Origin of the sequence: Escherichia sp. MOD1-EC5495 (assembly GCF_002965965.1) — a bacterium.
In the GTDB taxonomy this organism is placed as follows: Bacteria; Pseudomonadota; Gammaproteobacteria; order Enterobacterales; family Enterobacteriaceae; genus Escherichia; species Escherichia ruysiae.
The window spans coordinates 45,733-62,585 of record NZ_PTRI01000008.1 but is presented as its reverse complement, the minus strand read 5'-3'; the positions used below and the strand labels follow the sequence as shown (position 1 = coordinate 62,585).

At 52.4% G+C, this 16,853-nt stretch carries 17 protein-coding genes; 4 read left to right on the top strand and 13 right to left on the bottom strand.

Annotated features, from left to right (window positions below; translation table 11 throughout):
- Nucleotides 1-6: 6 nt before the first annotated feature.
- A complete protein-coding gene (gene rlmC, locus BEG40_RS08200; RefSeq protein WP_105285212.1) occupies nucleotides 7-1,134 on the top strand; it encodes a 23S rRNA (uracil(747)-C(5))-methyltransferase RlmC in 1,128 nt (375 codons plus the stop codon).
- Between the two features lie 28 nt (nucleotides 1,135-1,162).
- Here the strand turns inward: rlmC and artJ are convergent, their stop codons facing one another.
- The 6 genes from artJ to BEG40_RS08170 all read right to left on the bottom strand — a co-directional run bounded on the left by artJ (nucleotide 1,163) and on the right by BEG40_RS08170 (nucleotide 5,772).
- On the bottom strand, nucleotides 1,163-1,894 hold the full coding sequence (gene artJ, locus BEG40_RS08195; protein WP_010349646.1) for an arginine ABC transporter substrate-binding protein ArtJ: 732 nt from the start codon (nucleotides 1,892-1,894) through the stop codon (nucleotides 1,163-1,165).
- 275 nt (nucleotides 1,895-2,169) lie between these two features.
- Entirely contained in the window at nucleotides 2,170-2,838 is a 669-nt protein-coding gene (gene artM / locus BEG40_RS08190; RefSeq protein WP_000895401.1) for an arginine ABC transporter permease ArtM, read from the bottom strand.
- On the bottom strand, nucleotides 2,838-3,554 hold the full coding sequence (gene artQ / locus BEG40_RS08185) for an arginine ABC transporter permease ArtQ (protein ID WP_105285211.1): 717 nt from the start codon (nucleotides 3,552-3,554) through the stop codon (nucleotides 2,838-2,840). The genes artM and artQ overlap by 1 nt, the downstream gene beginning before the upstream one ends.
- Nucleotides 3,555-3,560: 6 nt before the next feature.
- Nucleotides 3,561-4,292, bottom strand: coding sequence for an arginine ABC transporter substrate-binding protein ArtI (gene artI / locus BEG40_RS08180; RefSeq protein ID WP_105285210.1), 732 nt, complete (start codon nucleotides 4,290-4,292; stop codon nucleotides 3,561-3,563).
- A gap of 18 nt (nucleotides 4,293-4,310) precedes the next feature.
- Nucleotides 4,311-5,039, bottom strand: a complete 729-nt coding sequence (gene artP / locus BEG40_RS08175) for an arginine ABC transporter ATP-binding protein ArtP (protein WP_000027204.1) — start codon at nucleotides 5,037-5,039, stop codon at nucleotides 4,311-4,313.
- Nucleotides 5,040-5,256: 217 nt separating this feature from the next.
- Entirely contained in the window at nucleotides 5,257-5,772 is a 516-nt protein-coding gene (locus BEG40_RS08170; protein ID WP_010349649.1) for a lipoprotein, read from the bottom strand.
- A 125-nt stretch (nucleotides 5,773-5,897) separates the two neighbouring features.
- Between BEG40_RS08170 and BEG40_RS08165 the strand changes: the two genes are divergently transcribed.
- On the top strand, nucleotides 5,898-6,221 hold the full coding sequence (locus BEG40_RS08165) for a heavy metal-binding domain-containing protein (RefSeq protein ID WP_001160737.1): 324 nt from the start codon (nucleotides 5,898-5,900) through the stop codon (nucleotides 6,219-6,221).
- A complete protein-coding gene (gene amiD, locus BEG40_RS08160) occupies nucleotides 6,218-7,048 on the top strand; it encodes an N-acetylmuramoyl-L-alanine amidase AmiD (protein WP_105285209.1) in 831 nt (276 codons plus the stop codon). The genes BEG40_RS08165 and amiD overlap by 4 nt, the downstream gene beginning before the upstream one ends.
- On the opposite strand, the gene BEG40_RS08155 is transcribed toward amiD, so the two are convergent.
- The 4 genes from BEG40_RS08155 to poxB all read right to left on the bottom strand — a co-directional run bounded on the left by BEG40_RS08155 (nucleotide 7,045) and on the right by poxB (nucleotide 12,356).
- Nucleotides 7,045-8,058 carry a 3-beta-hydroxysteroid dehydrogenase gene (locus BEG40_RS08155; protein ID WP_024191085.1) on the bottom strand — a complete coding sequence of 338 codons (1,014 nt, stop codon included), beginning with the start codon at nucleotides 8,056-8,058 and terminating at the stop codon, nucleotides 7,045-7,047. The two genes, amiD and BEG40_RS08155, sit on opposite strands and share 4 nt — an antisense overlap.
- A gap of 99 nt (nucleotides 8,059-8,157) precedes the next feature.
- Nucleotides 8,158-9,588, bottom strand: coding sequence for an SDR family oxidoreductase (locus tag BEG40_RS08150; RefSeq protein ID WP_105285208.1), 1,431 nt, complete (start codon nucleotides 9,586-9,588; stop codon nucleotides 8,158-8,160).
- 10 nt (nucleotides 9,589-9,598) lie between these two features.
- On the bottom strand, nucleotides 9,599-10,600 hold the full coding sequence (gene ltaE, locus BEG40_RS08145) for a low-specificity L-threonine aldolase (RefSeq protein WP_000566423.1): 1,002 nt from the start codon (nucleotides 10,598-10,600) through the stop codon (nucleotides 9,599-9,601).
- 37 nt (nucleotides 10,601-10,637) lie between these two features.
- The gene (gene poxB, locus BEG40_RS08140; protein WP_105285207.1) at nucleotides 10,638-12,356 is read right to left on the bottom strand and encodes a ubiquinone-dependent pyruvate dehydrogenase; all 1,719 of its coding nucleotides are present in this window, start codon (nucleotides 12,354-12,356) and stop codon (nucleotides 10,638-10,640) included.
- Between the two features lie 151 nt (nucleotides 12,357-12,507).
- Between poxB and BEG40_RS08135 the strand changes: the two genes are divergently transcribed.
- Nucleotides 12,508-12,942 carry a DoxX family protein gene (locus tag BEG40_RS08135; RefSeq protein ID WP_105285206.1) on the top strand — a complete coding sequence of 145 codons (435 nt, stop codon included), beginning with the start codon at nucleotides 12,508-12,510 and terminating at the stop codon, nucleotides 12,940-12,942.
- A 42-nt stretch (nucleotides 12,943-12,984) separates the two neighbouring features.
- Here the strand turns inward: BEG40_RS08135 and hcr are convergent, their stop codons facing one another.
- The 3 genes from hcr to lysO all read right to left on the bottom strand — a co-directional run bounded on the left by hcr (nucleotide 12,985) and on the right by lysO (nucleotide 16,660).
- Nucleotides 12,985-13,953: an NADH oxidoreductase gene (gene hcr / locus BEG40_RS08130; RefSeq protein WP_105285205.1), complete on the bottom strand. Its 969-nt coding sequence runs from the start codon at nucleotides 13,951-13,953 to the stop codon at nucleotides 12,985-12,987.
- 11 nt (nucleotides 13,954-13,964) lie between these two features.
- Nucleotides 13,965-15,617 (bottom strand): hydroxylamine reductase, encoded by a 1,653-nt coding sequence (gene hcp, locus BEG40_RS08125; RefSeq protein ID WP_105285204.1) that lies wholly within the window; start codon nucleotides 15,615-15,617, stop codon nucleotides 13,965-13,967.
- A 143-nt stretch (nucleotides 15,618-15,760) separates the two neighbouring features.
- Complete coding sequence (gene lysO / locus BEG40_RS08120; RefSeq protein ID WP_105285203.1) at nucleotides 15,761-16,660, bottom strand: L-lysine exporter LysO; 900 nt, start codon at nucleotides 16,658-16,660, stop codon at nucleotides 15,761-15,763.
- Nucleotides 16,661-16,853 lie beyond the last annotated feature (193 nt).

Here is a 16,853-nt window from a genome sequence, read left to right as displayed (position 1 = left end):
CAATGTATGCAGTGCGCACTTTACGACGCGGGTCGCTGTCGCTCCTGTCAGTGGATAACGCAGCCGATTCCAGAGCAACTCTCCGCTAAAACCGCCGATCTTAAAAATCTGTTGGCCGATTTTCCGGTTTCGGAGTGGTGTGCGCCGGTGTCTGGTCCGGAACAAGGGTTTCGCAATAAAGCCAAAATGGTGGTGAGTGGTAGCGTTGAAAAACCACTGCTCGGAATGCTACATCGCGACGGTACGCCAGAAGATCTTTGCGACTGCCCGCTTTACCCTGCCTCATTTGCGCCCGTTTTTTCGGCGCTAAAACCGTTTATCGCCCGTGCGGGGCTGACGCCCTACAACGTGGCGCGCAAGCGTGGCGAACTGAAATATATTCTGCTGACTGAAAGCCAGATAGATGGCGGTATGATGCTGCGCTTTGTACTGCGTTCTGAAACCAAGCTGGCGCAACTGCGTAAGGCGCTGCCGTGGTTACAGGCACAACTGCCACAGCTAAAAGTCATTACCGTCAATATTCAGCCAGTGCATATGGCGATAATGGAAGGGGAGACGGAGATCTACCTGACCGAACAGCAGGCGCTGGCAGAGCGTTTTAATGACGTGCCGCTGTGGATCCGCCCGCAAAGTTTCTTCCAGACGAATCCGGCTGTCGCCAGCCAGCTGTACGCCACCGCGCGTGACTGGGCGCGACAATTGCCGGTAAATCATATGTGGGATCTGTTCTGCGGCGTTGGCGGTTTTGGTTTGCATTGCGCAACGCCAGAAATGCAGTTAACGGGGATTGAGATTGCGCCAGAAGCGATTGCCTGTGCGAAACAATCTGCTGCTGAACTGGGTCTAACGCGTCTGCAATTTCAGGCGCTGGACTCCACTCAGTTTGCCACCGCTCAGGGTGAAGTGCCGGAGCTGGTGCTGGTTAATCCACCGCGTCGCGGCATTGGTAAACCGCTGTGTGATTATCTTTCGACGATGGCACCGCGTTTTATTATCTACTCAAGCTGTAACGCCCAAACGATGGCGAAAGATATCCGCGAACTGCCAGGATATCGCATTGAGCGGGTACAGCTTTTCGATATGTTCCCCCACACCGCACATTATGAAGTGCTGACGCTCCTGGTGAAGCAATAAAAAAGCCGCATCTGCGGCTTTCTGAATCTTACTGCGGGAACCACTGATCGCTGATTTTCTGATATGTACCGTCTGCTTTAACGGCTGCCAGTGCCTTATTCAGTTTCTCCAGCAGAGCTTTGTTATCCGGGCGTACAGCGATGCCCAGACCGGTGCCGAAGTACTGCGGATCGGTTACTTTCTCAGTCGCAACGCCCAGTTGCGGATTGGTTTTCAGCCACTCATTAACTACCGCTGTATCACCAAATACCCCATCAATACGACCATTTTTCAGGTCGATAAATGCATTCTGATAACTGTCATAAGAGACGGTTTTCACTTCCGGATGCTGATCCTGAATATATTTCTGGTGAGTGGTGCCGTTTTCCATACCAATACGTTTACCTTTCAGGTCGGCAAAAGTCTTATAGGTATCTTTTTTGGCAATCACGACGGCTGAGTTTTCGTAATAGGGGGTGGTAAAGGCTACCTGCTTGCTACGTTCCGGTGTGATGTCCATCCCGGAAATCACTGCGTCATATTTTCTGAATTTCAGTGACGGGATCAGGCTGTCGAAAGCGTGATTAGTAAAAGTACATTCTGCCTGCATTTGTTTGCATAACGCCTTTGCCAGATCGATATCAAAGCCGACGATCTGGTTATTTGCATCCATCGATTCGAATGGCGGATAAGTGGCAGAGACGCCGAAATTGATTTTCTCTGCGGCAGAAGCGCCGAATGCACAGGATGCAAGTAATGCGGCAAGAACTAGCTTTTTCATGATGGAACTCCCGTCTGTCAATCTTATGATTATTAGCCGTGTCTGCGGCATGGATTTACAATGCCATCAAATGAATTTATATGCAATAAATATGATTAAATAGTTCGCATGAGATAAAAAAAGACGGACAACTTAGTGGGTTGTCCGTCTTCATTATAAGGATTTATGCACTATGTACGCCGCATCCGGCACAGGCACCGTGCAGGTGTCTGATGCGACGCTGGCGCGTCTTATCAGACCTACAAAACCCCCCGGCGAATGTGTACGCAGTCACATTAATTCCGACGTTCAAATGCCAGTGCTTTACGCTCAATCAGACGCATCATCAGCGTCAGCAGGCCGTTGACGACGAGGTAAATAATCCCCGCCGCGCCAAACACCATTACGTCGTAGGTACGTCCGTACAGTAACTGGCTGTAGCCCATCACTTCCATTAGCGTAATGGTGTATGCCAGAGAGGTACTTTTGAACACCAGCACCACTTCGTTGGAATAAGAAGAGAGCGAGCGTTTAAAGGCATACGGCAGCAGGATCGCCAGCGTATCTTTTTTGCTCATTCCCAGGGCGCTACAGGACTGCCACTGACCTTCCGGGATCGCACGAATTGCACCGTAAAACAGCTGCGTGGTATACGCCGCACTGTTCAGCGATAACGCAATCAGCGCACATAACCACGGTTCTGACAACAAATGCCACAGTGCCGGATACTCCTGCAACGTCGGGAACTGGCCCGGCCCGTAATAAATCAGGAAGATCTGCACCAGCAGCGGCGTACCGGTAAACAGCGTGATATAGCCACGCACCAGCCACACCAGCACCGGTGTTTTCAGCGTCAGGATGATGGTAAAAATCAACGCCAGAATGAGCGCCACAATCAGCGAGGCAACCGTCAGCGTCAGGCTGGTATGCAGCCCTTTCATCAGTTCGGGTAAATACTCAAGCATCAGCCAGGTCTCCGCTCAAAACGTGTCGCGCGCAGGTCAATGCGTTTGAGTATGTACTGGCTCAACAGGGTAATCACCAGGTAAATCGCCGCCGCCACAATGTACCAGGTAAACGGTTCCTGGGTACGGGTGGCGATGCTTTTGGTTTGCAGCATTAAATCATTCACACTAATCAAACTGACCAGCGCGGTATCTTTCAGCAGTACCAGCCACTGGTTGCCGAGACCAGGCAGCGCATGACGCCACATCTGCGGCATCACCAGACGGAAAAAGATAGCCGATTTCGACAGCCCCAGCGCCTGACCCGATTCCCACTGACCCATCGGCACCGCTTTCAGTGCGCCACGCAGAGTTTGCGAAGCATAAGCGGCATACAGCAGTGACAGAGCGATAACACCGCAAAGGAACGGGCTAACGTCGAAGTTCTCAATGTCCATCTGCACCGGGATCTGCACGAATCCAAGATTGATGGTGAAGCCATCCGCAAGCGTCAGCAGTAACTGCGAGGAGCCAAAGTAGATAAACAGCACCACCAGAATTTCTGGCAGGCCGCGCAGAATCGTCACCAGCGCCGAACCTGCCCACGCAACAGGGCGCCATTTTGCTGACTCCCATACTGCAAAGAACATCGCCAGCGCCAGTCCGACAATCAATGCACAAACGGCAAGGCCGACGGTCATCCCGGCGGCGCTTGCTAAAGGAAAAAATTCATTCATCAGGAATTACTTCTGGAACCATTTGTTGTAGATGGTTTCGTAAGTGCCATCTTTCTTCACTTTTTCCAGCGCAGTATTAAATTTCTGCTGCAGTTCAGTGTTGCCCTGACGTACTGCGATGCCGAGGCCAGTACCGAAGTAATCTTTATCGGTCACTTTGTCGCCCACAGCCGCCAGTTTTGGATTATCTTTCAGCCATTCGGTTACCACTGCGGTGTCACCGAATACACCGTCGATACGCCCGTTTTGCAGATCCAGTTTTGCGTTCTGGTAGCTGTCATACGGGACAGTGGTGATTTCCGGATGTTTATCCATAATGAATTTCTGGTGTGTCGTCCCGTTCTGCACACCGACTTTTTTACCTTTCAGCTGATCAACGCTGGTGTATTTACCTTGCTGACCCACAAACAGGGCGGAGTTGTCATAGTACGGAGTGGTGAACAGCACCTGTTTTTCACGCTCTGGAGTGATATCCATACCTGCCATAACGGCGTCCACACGGCGGAATTTCAGACTCGGGATCAGGCTGTCAAATGCCTGGTTGGAGAAAGTACAGGTTGCATCAATCTCTTTACACAGTGCCTGTGCGAGGTCGACGTCAAAACCGACGATCTGGTTATTTGCGTCTATAGATTCAAACGGAGGATAGGATGCTTCGGTAGCAAAACGAATGGTTTCGGCAGCTGTGGCGGAAAGACTAAAACTTGCAATTAACGCGGCAATCAGAACTTTTTTCATTGTCGTTATCCCGAATCTTTAGTGAGAGAGATAGTTTTTAAATGCTTCGGTTTGCGGCTCGGTAAAGCAGCGCGCGTCGCCTTGTTCAACGATGTGACCGTTTTCCATATACACCACACGGCTGGCGGTTTTACGCGCCACTTCAACTTCGTGGGTGACGATCACCTGGGTAATATTGGTCTCCGCCAGCTCACGAATGATGCTGACGATCTGTGCCGTAATTTCCGGGTCCAGCGCGGCGGTCGGTTCATCAAACAGCAGTACCTGCGGCTCCATCATCAGCGCACGGGCAATAGCAACACGTTGTTGCTGACCACCAGAAAGGTGCAGCGGGTAACGATCGCTATAAGGTTTGAGACGCAGACGCTCAAGCAGTTTTTCTGCGCGAGCCAGCGCCTGATCTTTACTCAAGCCGAGTACGCGGCATGGCGCTTCGATCAGGTTTTGCTGCACGGTGAGATGCGGCCACAGATTGTATTGCTGAAACACCATGCCGACGTTGCGACGCAGGTCGCGAATCGCTTTGTCAGACGGTGTTTTGGTGAAATCGAAATGGTTGCCTGCAATGTTGAGCGTACCGGAGCGCGGCATCTCAAGCAGATTGAGTACACGCAGCAGCGAGCTTTTCCCCGCGCCGCTGGGGCCAAGTAACACCAGCGTTTCGCCTTGCGGGCAATCCAGCGTGATATCGAACAGCGCCTGGTGTGCGCCGTAGAAGCAATTAATGCCGTTTAATTGAATACTCATTGACACTCGTATACTGGCAGTCTGATAGCTATTGAGGTCGAAGATAGTACCTTTGACAGAATAATTATGCAATATTTCTGCTTTAAAAGTTAAAAGCAAAGCGCATTATTCAATAAACATAGCACAAAATAACGAGGGCGTTGTTCGGCGAGCATAAATGTCGGCATTCCTCACAGAATGCCGGACAATTTATGGGGGTTATAATCTAATCAAGGGATTAACGGTTCTCAATGGACTGGCGTAATGTCCCCGCTTTGGCGTGAACGCTGCCACCTAAATAGCGCACATCGTCGATGACCCAACACTGGCCTTCCTGAATCATCAGCACCTCATCCTGCCAGCTCTGGTCGCCTTGTTTCAGATCCACGCGCAACGGAATATTACGTGCATCGCGATTCGGGATGGTAGAAGCACTGGCGACGCGGGCGCTGTCTGGCAAGGTGGTACGACTGGAGAAGGGATCGCTGCTTAACAATTCACGTTGGTTGTTATTGCGGTTGGCATCGCTGAGCAGTGCCGCCAGTTTGTCACTCAAATACGGGCGCAGAGCGGTAATGTCGTTACTGCGATGCTGAATACGGTAGTCATAGAATTGCTGAGCCACGCTGTCAGGGCCGCCCTGGACGCAAGAACCTGTGCGGGAGCCGTTGTCTTTATAGGCTGGCGTGACGGTGGTGCAAGCACTGAGTAACAGTGCGCAAGGGATAAGCATGGTCAATTTGCTGTAGCGCATAATGATTTCCTTATAAGCGAACACCTTGAAAGCGTTCTACGATAATAATGATATCCTTTCAATAATAGCGTATCAGTCCGATAATGCTTTTGAGATCGAAGGCTTAGCATACAAGGAGATCGATCATGCAATTTTCCACAACCCCAACACTTGAAGGTCAGACCATCGTTGAATATTGCGGTGTGGTGACGGGCGAAGCGATTTTAGGCGCCAATATTTTCCGTGATTTCTTTGCCGGTATCCGCGATATCGTCGGCGGTCGTTCAGGGGCTTACGAAAAGGAACTGCGCAAGGCACGAGAAATTGCGTTTGAAGAATTAGGTTCCCAGGCACGGGCGCTGGGAGCGGATGCAGTGGTCGGCATTGATATCGACTACGAAACGGTCGGGCAAAACGGCAGTATGCTGATGGTCAGCGTCAGCGGAACGGCGGTGAAAACGCGTCGATGAGAAGAGTTTTCTGGCTGGTTGCGGCGATCCTGTTACTGGCAGGGTGCGCAGGGGAAAAAGGCATTGTCGAGAAAGAGGGATACCAACTCGACACCCGACGCCAGGCGCAGGCGGCATATCCCCGTATTAAAGTGCTGGTGATCCACTACACGGCGGATGATTTCGACACGTCGCTGGCGACGCTGACCGATAAAAAAGTCAGCTCGCACTACCTTGTGCCAGCCGTGCCGCCGCGTTACAACGGCAAACCGCGTATCTGGCAACTGGTGCCGGAGCAAGAACTGGCCTGGCACGCGGGGATCAGCGCCTGGCGCGGGGCGACGCGGATTAACGATACCTCTATTGGCATTGAGCTGGAAAATCGCGGCTGGCAGAAATCAGCGGGGGTGAAATATTTTACGCCGTTTGAACCAGCGCAAATTCAGGCGCTCATTCCTCTGGCGAAAGATATTATCGCCCGCTATCACATCAAACCAGAAAACGTGGTGGCACATGCGGATATTGCCCCACAGCGCAAAGACGATCCTGGTCCACTGTTCCCGTGGCAGCAACTGGCGCAGCAGGGAGTTGGTGCCTGGCCAGATGCATCGCGCGTTAGCTTTTATCTGGCCGGGCGCGCGCCGCACACGCCGGTAGAAACCACATCGTTGCTGGAACTTTTGGCACGCTACGGTTATGACGTAAAATCTGAAATGACGCCGCACGAACAGCAGCGAGTGATTATGGCGTTTCAGATGCACTTCCGCCCGACGTTATATAACGGCGAAGCGGATGCAGAAACTCAGGCGATTGCCGAAGCGTTGCTGGAGAAATACGGCCAGGATTAGCGCGGTAGTTTTCCGTGGTCGCGCAGCCAGGCGGCAGTTTGCTCAATACCTTCATTTAGCGTGATGATCGGCTGATAACCTAACTCTTCCTGCGCACGCGTAATATCCAGTGTAAAGTCAAAATTCAACTTGGAGACGCCGTAATGGGTCAGCGGCGGCTCTTTTGCTGACTTGCGTCCTAAACGCTCCATACTACGGGCAATCATATCCAGCATCGGGTAAGGCACCGACCGGATACGGCAATCAATGTTCAGTTCGTCGATCAGTTTCTGCACGATGCTGCGCAGAGTGCGATGTTCGCCGTTGGTAATGTTGTACGTACGACCAGAAGGCAACTTATCGCACGCTTCCTGACTCGCCAGCCACATAGCGTGCACGGCATTTTCATAGTAGGTCATATCGACCAGTGCGCTGCCGCCGTGGGGTAACAGAATGCTGCCGTAGTGGTGCATCATATGTGCCAGACGGGGAATAAAAACTTTATCGTGCGGGCCGAACAGACTTTGTGGGCGCAGAATAGTAAAGCGCGTTTGTGGGTTGGTCTGCGAAAGCATATTGATCACCTCTTCGCTGGCGGCTTTGCTGCGGGCAAATTCGTTGGCGAAGCGGTGAGGGCGAAAATCTTCTTTGATATCGCGATGGTGGTGATAGTCGAAGTACAGGGAGGGTGAAGAGATATGAATAAAATTACGCACGCCCCAGGCGACAGCCCATTCGCCCAGGCGGCGAGTGGCGCGAACGTTTGCCAGATCGAAAGCCTGCTGCGTTCCCCACGGCGAGGTAAAGCTGGAACAGTGCCACAGTGTATCAATGCCTGCGAGCATCACCTTCGCCTGCGATGAGACCAGCTCGGTCAGATCCGCATGGACAAACTCTGCACCTATTTTTTCCAGCAATTTGCCCATCGCTTCGTTGCGACCGGTTGCTCTCACACTGATGCCTTTCCGGCATAAAAACTCAACCGCGTTTCGACCTAAACCGCTGGTGGCGCCGGTAACCAGTACCTTCATATCATTCCACTGTTGTTGATAAAACGACGAGCGCATTCTTCCGTGATTTCCTCCTTGATGCAATGGGAAACGTGAAAGAATAACGCAGGTTTTTTTCGATTAATCTGTGCTTTGTTCTGCCAGTCTGGCGATTCGTTTTGCCATGCCGCGAAAAATAAACAGATGCGCGGGGATCATCAGTAGCCAGTAAAACAACCCTGGCATACCGTGAGGATGCCAGAAGGCGCGTACATCAATAGTGCGATATTCGCCTTTATCTTCCAGCGTAAAACACAGTCGCCCAAGTCCTGGCGCTTTCATGCCAAATAACAGGGTAAGTTGTTTTTCCGGCTCGACGACAATCACTTTCCAGCTATCCACCGCATCGCCCGTTTGCAGATATTCCCGTGCGGGGCGACCTTTCGCCAGTTTGTGACCTATCGCGCGATCCATTAGCGCCCGGGTCTGCCACAAAATATTGCCAAAGAAATAACGTTCTTTACCGCCGATTTGATTCACCACCTGCCATAAAGCCTGAAGGCTGGCGGAAGTTTTAACGGTAAACCCCGCCTGTTTGGCGAAATAACCGTATTCTGGTCGCCAGCGGGCAAAAGCCTGAGCGTCGTATCCCCAGTCGCTGGAGTTAACCAGTTTTTCTTCTTCTTTCAGGGTGCGACGTACCGCGTCATCGAAGGCGATCAGCGGTTGTGGGATGAGCGCGCGTAACGCGGTGTCATCCGCCAGCAGATCGTGTTTCAGCCCCTGAATCAACGCTTTGGCAGTAGTAGAGGGAACGGAGGTAATCACATTGAGAAACCACACCGAAATCCAGCGGGTGGGGAAGGGGACTGGAATCAACCAGCGATGTTTACCGCTCACCGCCATAAAATGTTCAAACTGCTGCTGATAGCTGAGCACCTCTGGTCCGGCGCCTTCGAATACCCGATGTTCGCTGGCCGGATGCTCCAACAGCGCCACCAGATAGTGCAGCAGGTTTTCCAGCGCGATGGGCGTGGTGCGTGAACGTACCCAGCGTGGCGGCGTTAACACTGGCAGGTTGTAAACCATATCACGCATCACTTCGAACGCTGCTGACCCGGCACCGACGATAATTCCGGCACGCAATTCGGTAACCGGTACATTCGCTTCACGCAGTATGTCCGCCGTAGCCTGACGAGCGCGCAGATGATCCGATTGCTCATGGGGCGGGGCTTGCAGTGAACTGAGAAAAATTAATTGCTTAACCGGCACTTCGCGCAGCGCATCGCGGACGTTGAGAGCCACCTGGCGCTCCTGCGCGATAAAATCGCCGCCTTCGCCCATGCTGTGCACCAGAAAATAGACGGTATCGATATCCTGCAATAGTGCCGGAAGATTATCCGGCCAGCTAAGATCGACTTTATGGCAACTGACATTAGCCAGTTGCAGCTTCGAAAGTCTGTCGACGTGACGTGCCGCCGCCAGAACCTGATGCCCCTGCTGGCTGAGTGTGCGCACCAGATGCTGACCAATGTAGCCACTGGCACCGAGAACTAAAATGCGTTGCGGCACGTCTCTCTCCTTAACGCGTCAGGAAAGCGCGCCAGTGGGCGGCAACTTCAGCCAGTTGTTCACGCGAGACGTCAAGATGCGTCACCAGGCGGACAATCGGCGAGGCGTTGATCAGTACGTTTCGCGCTTTCATGTATTCGCCTAACGCGGCAGCATTTTCTTCCCCGACGCGGACAAACAGCATATTGGTGTCCTGACGCATCACATCCGCGCCTGCCTCACGCAACTGCTCCGCCATCCAGGCGGCGTTGTCGTGGTCTTCCTGCAACCGTGCGACGTTATTTTTCAGCGCATACATCCCGGCGGCAGCCAGAATGCCGGACTGGCGCATCCCGCCGCCGGTCATTTTCCGCCAGCGGATGGCGCGTTTAATGTAATCACGATTGCCGACCAGTAACGAACCGACTGGCGTACCAAGACCCTTCGACAGACAAATGGTGAACGAGTCACAATATTGCGTGATCTCTTTCAGTTCGCAGCCGTAAGCCACTACGGCGTTAAAGATGCGCGCACCGTCAACGTGTAATGCCAGATTACGCTCGCGGCTAAATTCCCATGCTTCTTTCAGATATTCACGCGGCAGCACTTTGCCGTTGTGGGTGTTTTCCAGACTGAGTAATTTGGTGCGGGCGAAGTGAATATCGTCGGGTTTGATTTTCATCGCCACTTTATCCAGCGGCAGCGTGCCGTCAGCAGCAGCGTCGATGGGTTGCGGCTGAATACTGCCCAGCACCGCTGCGCCACCAGCTTCAAACAGATAGTTATGCGCGGCCTGACCGACAATATACTCTTCGCCGCGTTCGCAGTGACTGAGCAGAGCGACCAGGTTAGCCTGGGTGCCGGTCGGCAGAAAGATGGCGGCTTCTTTACCGGAAAGCTCTGCGGCGTAGTCCTGCAAAGCATTAACGGTAGGGTCGTCTCCGTAAACGTCGTCCCCAACCGGGGCGGCCATCATCGTTTCGAGCATGGCGCGGCTCGGTCGGGTTACGGTATCACTGCGTAAATCAATCATGGCATGTCCTTATTTATGACGGGAAATGCCACCCTTTTTACCTTAGCCAGTTTGTTTTCGCCAGTTCGATCACTTCATCACCGCGTCCGCTGATGATTGCCCGCAGCATATACAGGCTAAATCCTTTGGCCTGTTCAAGTTTGATTTGCGGCGGAATGGCTAACTCTTCTTTGGCAACCACCACATCCACCAGCACCGGGCCATCGATGGAGAAGGCGCGTTGCAGGGCTTCATCGACTTCAGACGCTTTTTCCACGCGAATACCCGTAATGCCGCACGCTTCGGCAATGCGGGCAAAGTTGGTGTCGTGCAGTTCGGTGCCGTCTGTCAGGTAGCCTCCGGCTTTCATCTCCATCGCCACAAAGCCCAGCACGCTGTTGTTAAAGACGATAATTTTCACCGGCAGTTTCATCTGCACTACTGAGAGGAAATCGCCCATCAACATGCTAAAACCGCCATCGCCGCACATGGCGACCACCTGACGTTCCGGCTCCGTCGCCTGAGCACCCAGCGCCTGTGGCATAGCATTAGCCATCGAACCGTGGTTAAACGAACCTAACAGGCGACGCTTGCCGTTCATTTTCAGATAACGCGCTGCCCATACTGTTGGCGTGCCGACGTCACAGGTAAAGATGGCGTCATCGGCAGCAAAATGGCTAATTTGCTGCGCCAGATATTGTGGATGAATGGCTTTATCGCTCGGTTTAGCTAAATCGTCCAGCCCTTTGCGGGCATCGCGGTAATTTTCCAGCGCCTTATCGAGGAACTTGCGATCGGTTTTTTCTTCCACCAGCGGCAGCAATGCACGCAGAGTCGATTTGATATCGCCGACCAGTGCCATATCCACCTTGCTGTGCGCACCAATGCTCGCTGGGTTGATATCAATCTGAATAATTTTGGCATCGGTTGGGTAGAACGCGCGGTAGGGGAACTGCGTGCCGAGCAGCACTAACGTGTCGGCGTTCATCATGGTATGAAAACCCGATGAGAAGCCGATTAATCCCGTCATTCCAACATCATACGGGTTATCGTATTCGACATGTTCTTTACCGCGCAGGGCATGAATAATAGGCGCTTTAATTTTCCCGGCAAACTCGACTAACTCTTTATGCGCTCCCGCACAGCCGCTGCCGCACATCAGGGCGATATTGCTGGAGTAACGCAGCAGTTGCGCCAGTTTGCGTAACTCTTCTTCTTCCGGTGTGACTACCGGCTGTGGCGCATGATACCAGTGCGTGGTCGCCCCTTCTGGCGCAGGTTTTAACGCCACGTCGCCCGGTAAAACGACAACGGAAACGCCACGGTTAAGCACCGCTTTGCGCATGGCAATCGCCAGTACTTGTGGGATCTGCTCCGGGCTGGAAACCAGCTCGCAATAGTGACTACATTCGCGGAATAACTCTTGCGGGTGGGTCTCCTGAAAATAACCGCTGCCAATTTCGCTGGAAGGGATGTGGGCGGCAATCGCCAGTACCGGAACGTGATTACGATGACAATCGAACAGGCCGTTGATTAAGTGCAGGTTGCCGGGGCCGCACGATCCGGCACAGACCGCCAGTTCTCCTGAAAGCTGGGCTTCAGCGCCAGCGGCAAAGGCCGCGACTTCTTCATGGCGAGTAGGCATCCACTCGATAGTGCCCATGCGATTCAGGCTGTCGCTAAGGCCGTTAAGCGAGTCGCCCGTAACTCCCCAGATGCGTTTCACGCCTGCCGATTCGAGCGTTTTGGCGATATAAGCTGCAACCGTTTGTTTCATGGTTCTCCGTCTCCTGAATGTGATAACGGTAACAAGTTTAGTAGATGCTGCCTGTTGCGCTGGCTGAATACTGATATTTCTGTTGCTTTTAATCCGGGAATCGCCAAGGCTGATGCGAATGACATTTTTACGATAAAAGGACTTAATTCAGATGGTTACACCAAGGTTAAATGCAGTGAACCGGATGCTGACGCATGAGGATTTTGGCAAATTATTGTTACGCCTGGCGGTGGGAGGATTGATGCTTTTCCACGGGATACATAAGTTATTTGCCGGAATTGACGGTATTAGTGGAATGCTGGTTGCAAAAGGTTTTCCTGGATTTATTGCCTACGGCGTACTGATTGGGGAAGTGGTTGCGCCGATATTGATTATATTAGGTATTTTGACGCGACCTGCCGCATTGGTTATCGCCCTGACAATGGTCGTGGCGTGGTTGATGGTGGGAATGGGAAAAACAGGGATGCTGGATAAAACCGGCGCGTGGGCGATCGAAAGCCTGGTATATTTTTTTATTGCAGCTCTGGCCGTCGCTTTTCTTGGTGCCGGGCGTTATGCCGTGGCAGGTAATTCTGCCTGGCGATAATTCTTTAAAAAATGCCCGGCTAAGTTTGCCGGGCATTAAACTTTAGGCGAGAACCATATCCCCCTGCGGATGGCAGGAGCAGGCCAGTACGTAACCCTCGGCGATTTCGGCGTCGGTCAGCGTCATTGTGCTGCTCACCGTATATTCACCGGAAACCACTTTCGTCTTACAGCAGCCGCAAACACCCGCACGGCAGGCGGCGACAACCGGAACTTTGTTGCTTTCCAGCGCCTCCAGCAGCGTGGTGCCAACCGGTGCGTAAAATTCTTGCGCCGATTGCAGTTTGGTGAATTTCAGACCGCTGGTCGCCGCTTCCGCCACTGGCGTAAAGAATTTCTCTTTAAAGAAGCGTGTCACGCCAAGCGCCTTCACTTCCTGTTCTACCCAATCCATATACGGAGCCGGGCCACAGGTCATCACGGTACGTGAAGCCAGTTCAGGAACGCTTGCCAGCAATTCGCGAGTGAGACGACCCGCGATAAAGCCTTCGGTAACGTTATTTTCCGCCACCAGCGTCACCGGATAGTTGCGCCATTCGTCGGCAAAAATAACGTCCTGCGGCGTACGCACGTTGTAGATCACCTGCACATCTGCCTGCGGACGATTTTTCGCCAGCCAGCGACGCATCGACATAATCGGCGTGATGCCGCAGCCTGCCGCCAGTAACAGGAATTTATCTTCAGATTTATCGTCGCAGGTAAATTCCCCCATTGCGTCCGAAAGCCAGATATAGTCACCGCGTTTCACGTCGCGGGTCAGCCACTGGGAGCCGACACCGTCATCAATCCGCCGCACTGTCAGGGTGATGTATTCACTCACGCCAGGTGTGGAGGAGATGGTATAAGCACGCAGCGTTTCGGCTGAGTTTCGTACGCTGACCAGCGCATATTGCCCGGCGCGATACGGATAGTAATCGTGGCAAATCAGGGAAATCGTCCACACATCCGGCGTTTCTTGCTTAATGTGATGAACCTGCATCCGCCACGGGCATTGGTTCGTTGGCATCGTCATCGACAAACTCCTTACGCGCTCAACAGTTGCTTCATGTCTTCTTCAACAGTGGTGATAGAACGCAGGCCGAATTTCTCGTTCAGCACCGCCAGCAGATCTGGTGTCAGGAAGCCGGGTGCAGTCGGGCCGGTGACGATATTTTTCACGCCCAGAGAAAGCAGCGTCAGCAGAATGACAATCGCTTTCTGTTCAAACCAGGAGAGCACCAGCGACAACGGCAGATCGTTGACACCGCAGCCCAGTTTTTCTGCCAGCGTTACCGCCAGAATAATCGCTGAATAAGCATCGTTACACTGACCGGCATCCACCAGACGTGGCAGGCCTTCGATATCGCCAAACTCAAGTTTGTTAAAGCGATATTTACCACAGGCGAGAGTCAGGATCAGGCAGTCATCCGGCACGCTGGTGGCGAAATCAGTGAAGTAGTGACGTTCGCCGCGCGCGCCGTCACAGCCGCCAAGCAGGAAGATATGACGCAGTTTTTCGCGGCTCACCAGATCAATCAGCGTATCCGCCGCGCCAAGCAGCGTCTGGCGACCAAAACCCACAGTGATCAGGTGCGGAATTTCGCTGTACGGGAAGCCCGCCATTTGTTGCGCTTGGGCGATAACCGCAGAGAAATCTTCGCCATCCAGATGACGCACGCCCGGCCAGCCAACAATGCTGCGGGTCCAGATACGATCGTCATAAGCGCCGACGGTTGGGTCGATGATACAGTTAGAGGTCATCACGATGGGGCCAGGGAAGCGAGCGAACTCAACTTGTTGATTTTGCCAGCCGCTGCCGTAGTTACCGACCAGATGTTTGAATTTACGCAGTTCCGGATAGCCATGCGCTGGCAGCATTTCGCCGTGGGTGTAGACGTTAACGCCCGTGCCTTCGGTCTGTTCCAGCAGGTTGTAGAGATCTTTGAGATCGTGACCGGAAATCAGGATGCATTTACCCGCCGTCGCTTTCACGTTGACCTGAGTTGGCGTCGGGTGACCGTATTTACCGGTTTCGCCTGCATCCAGAATGCTCATCACTTTGAAGTTCATCTGGCCGATTTCCATTGAACATTCGAGAAGTGCGTTCATATCGGAAGGCCAGGTTCCCAGCCATGCCATGATTTTATGGTACTGGGCGTAAATATCGTTGTCATATTGACCGAGAACGTGTGCGTGTTCCATATAGGCCGCCGCACCTTTCAGGCCATACAGGCAAAGCAGACGCAGGCCGAGAATGTTTTCGCCAATCGCCGCTTTATCTTTGTTCGGGGTAAATTCTGCCGCCTGACGTTGCAGTTCGCCGAGATCGTCGCTCACCAGTTGTAAGTCCGCCATCGGGTTATCGACGTGGGCGTTGGCATCTACAGCCAGGCATTGTGCTTTCAGCGCCTCGCGCAGGGCAATCGCTTCACGGGCGTAGCCGACAATACGCGGAGAATCGAAGTTAACGTTGGTCAGGGTTGAGAAAAATGCGCGTGGCGCGAAGCTGTCAACGTTGTGGTTGATGATGCCGTATTCACGCGCTTTTACTGCCCAGGCAGAAAGCCCTTGCAGCGCCGCGATGAGTAAATCCTGAAGGTCAGAGGTTTCCGCCGTTTTACCACACATCCCCTGCGCGTATGAGCAGCCGTTTCCTGCCGGAGTACGGATAGTTTGTTCACATTGCACACAAAACATGATCACACCTTTTAAAGTTATATTTAATATACATGTTTAAGGTTAAGACTCTTCAAGACGGGATAAAAGGGGTTTTTCATGCAACTTTAAGGGAGATTGATTTAGCGCAATTTTGGCGGCAGGGATCTACCGCCAGAGAGGTATTACGCAGAGAAAAGGGCGATCAGAATTGGCACTAACAGACTAAGAATAAAACCGTGAACAATCGCCGCTGGAACCATCTCCAGCCCGCCTGTCCGCTGAAGCACGGGCAGGGTGAAATCCATTGATGTGGCACCGCACAAACCCAGTGCCGTTGAGCGACTGCGACGGATAAGGCCGGGGATTAACATAATGGCGATCAGCTCACGTGCCAGATCATTAAAAAACGCCGCGCTCCCGATTACCGGGCCAAAAGATTCAGTCAACAAAATACCGGAAAGAGAATACCAGCCGAAACCGGAGGCCATTGCCAGCGCGGTATTGATGGGGAGATCAAGAATAAAGGCATTAATTAAGCCACCAATTAAAGAACTGGCAACCACCACCATAGCGACAATCATTCCCCGGCGATTAAGGACAATCTGCTTTAAGGTCATGCCATTATTGCGTAGCTGAATACCGACGAGGAAAAGTAACAGAATTAATGTGTATTCGCTGGCTTCAGTAGCATGTTGTAAGAAACCTAATCCGCTAAGGCCAATGGCAAAACCAATTACGACTACGCCGCACAGTTTTAGCGACTCCAGCGCCATCGCAATACGTGACGGAAGTTTTTCTTGCTGGTGGTGATTACGCCACGGCAGACCGCGCTCCAGCCACAACAACGCAATAATATTGCAGAGTAAAATAATGGTAATGCTGACGGCGGAATAATGCAGTATCGCCAGCAAATTACTGGCGAGATTATCAAGGAACGCCAGACTGATACCCATAAAAAAGAGAATGAGATAGACCATCCAGCTTAATAGCTGATTAATGCGTTTTAACGCAGCTTTTTGGCGAAGCGGAATGAGGTAACCCACAATCAGGGGAACCAGAATGATTAACAGCCCAGAAAACATGAAAACTCAGTCCTTGCAAAGAAGAAGTCGAAATGCGCGATGACACACTACTGAAAGCAGAAGGATGAGTAAAGTTGCAATTAAAAGGAAACGTTATGCTTCAGAAACAGTGCGTGCTCCTTGCGCCTGTGACTATATGTGGTTTTACACATCAAGGAGCGCAAAAGGAGGATGAATCAACATATAACAACAT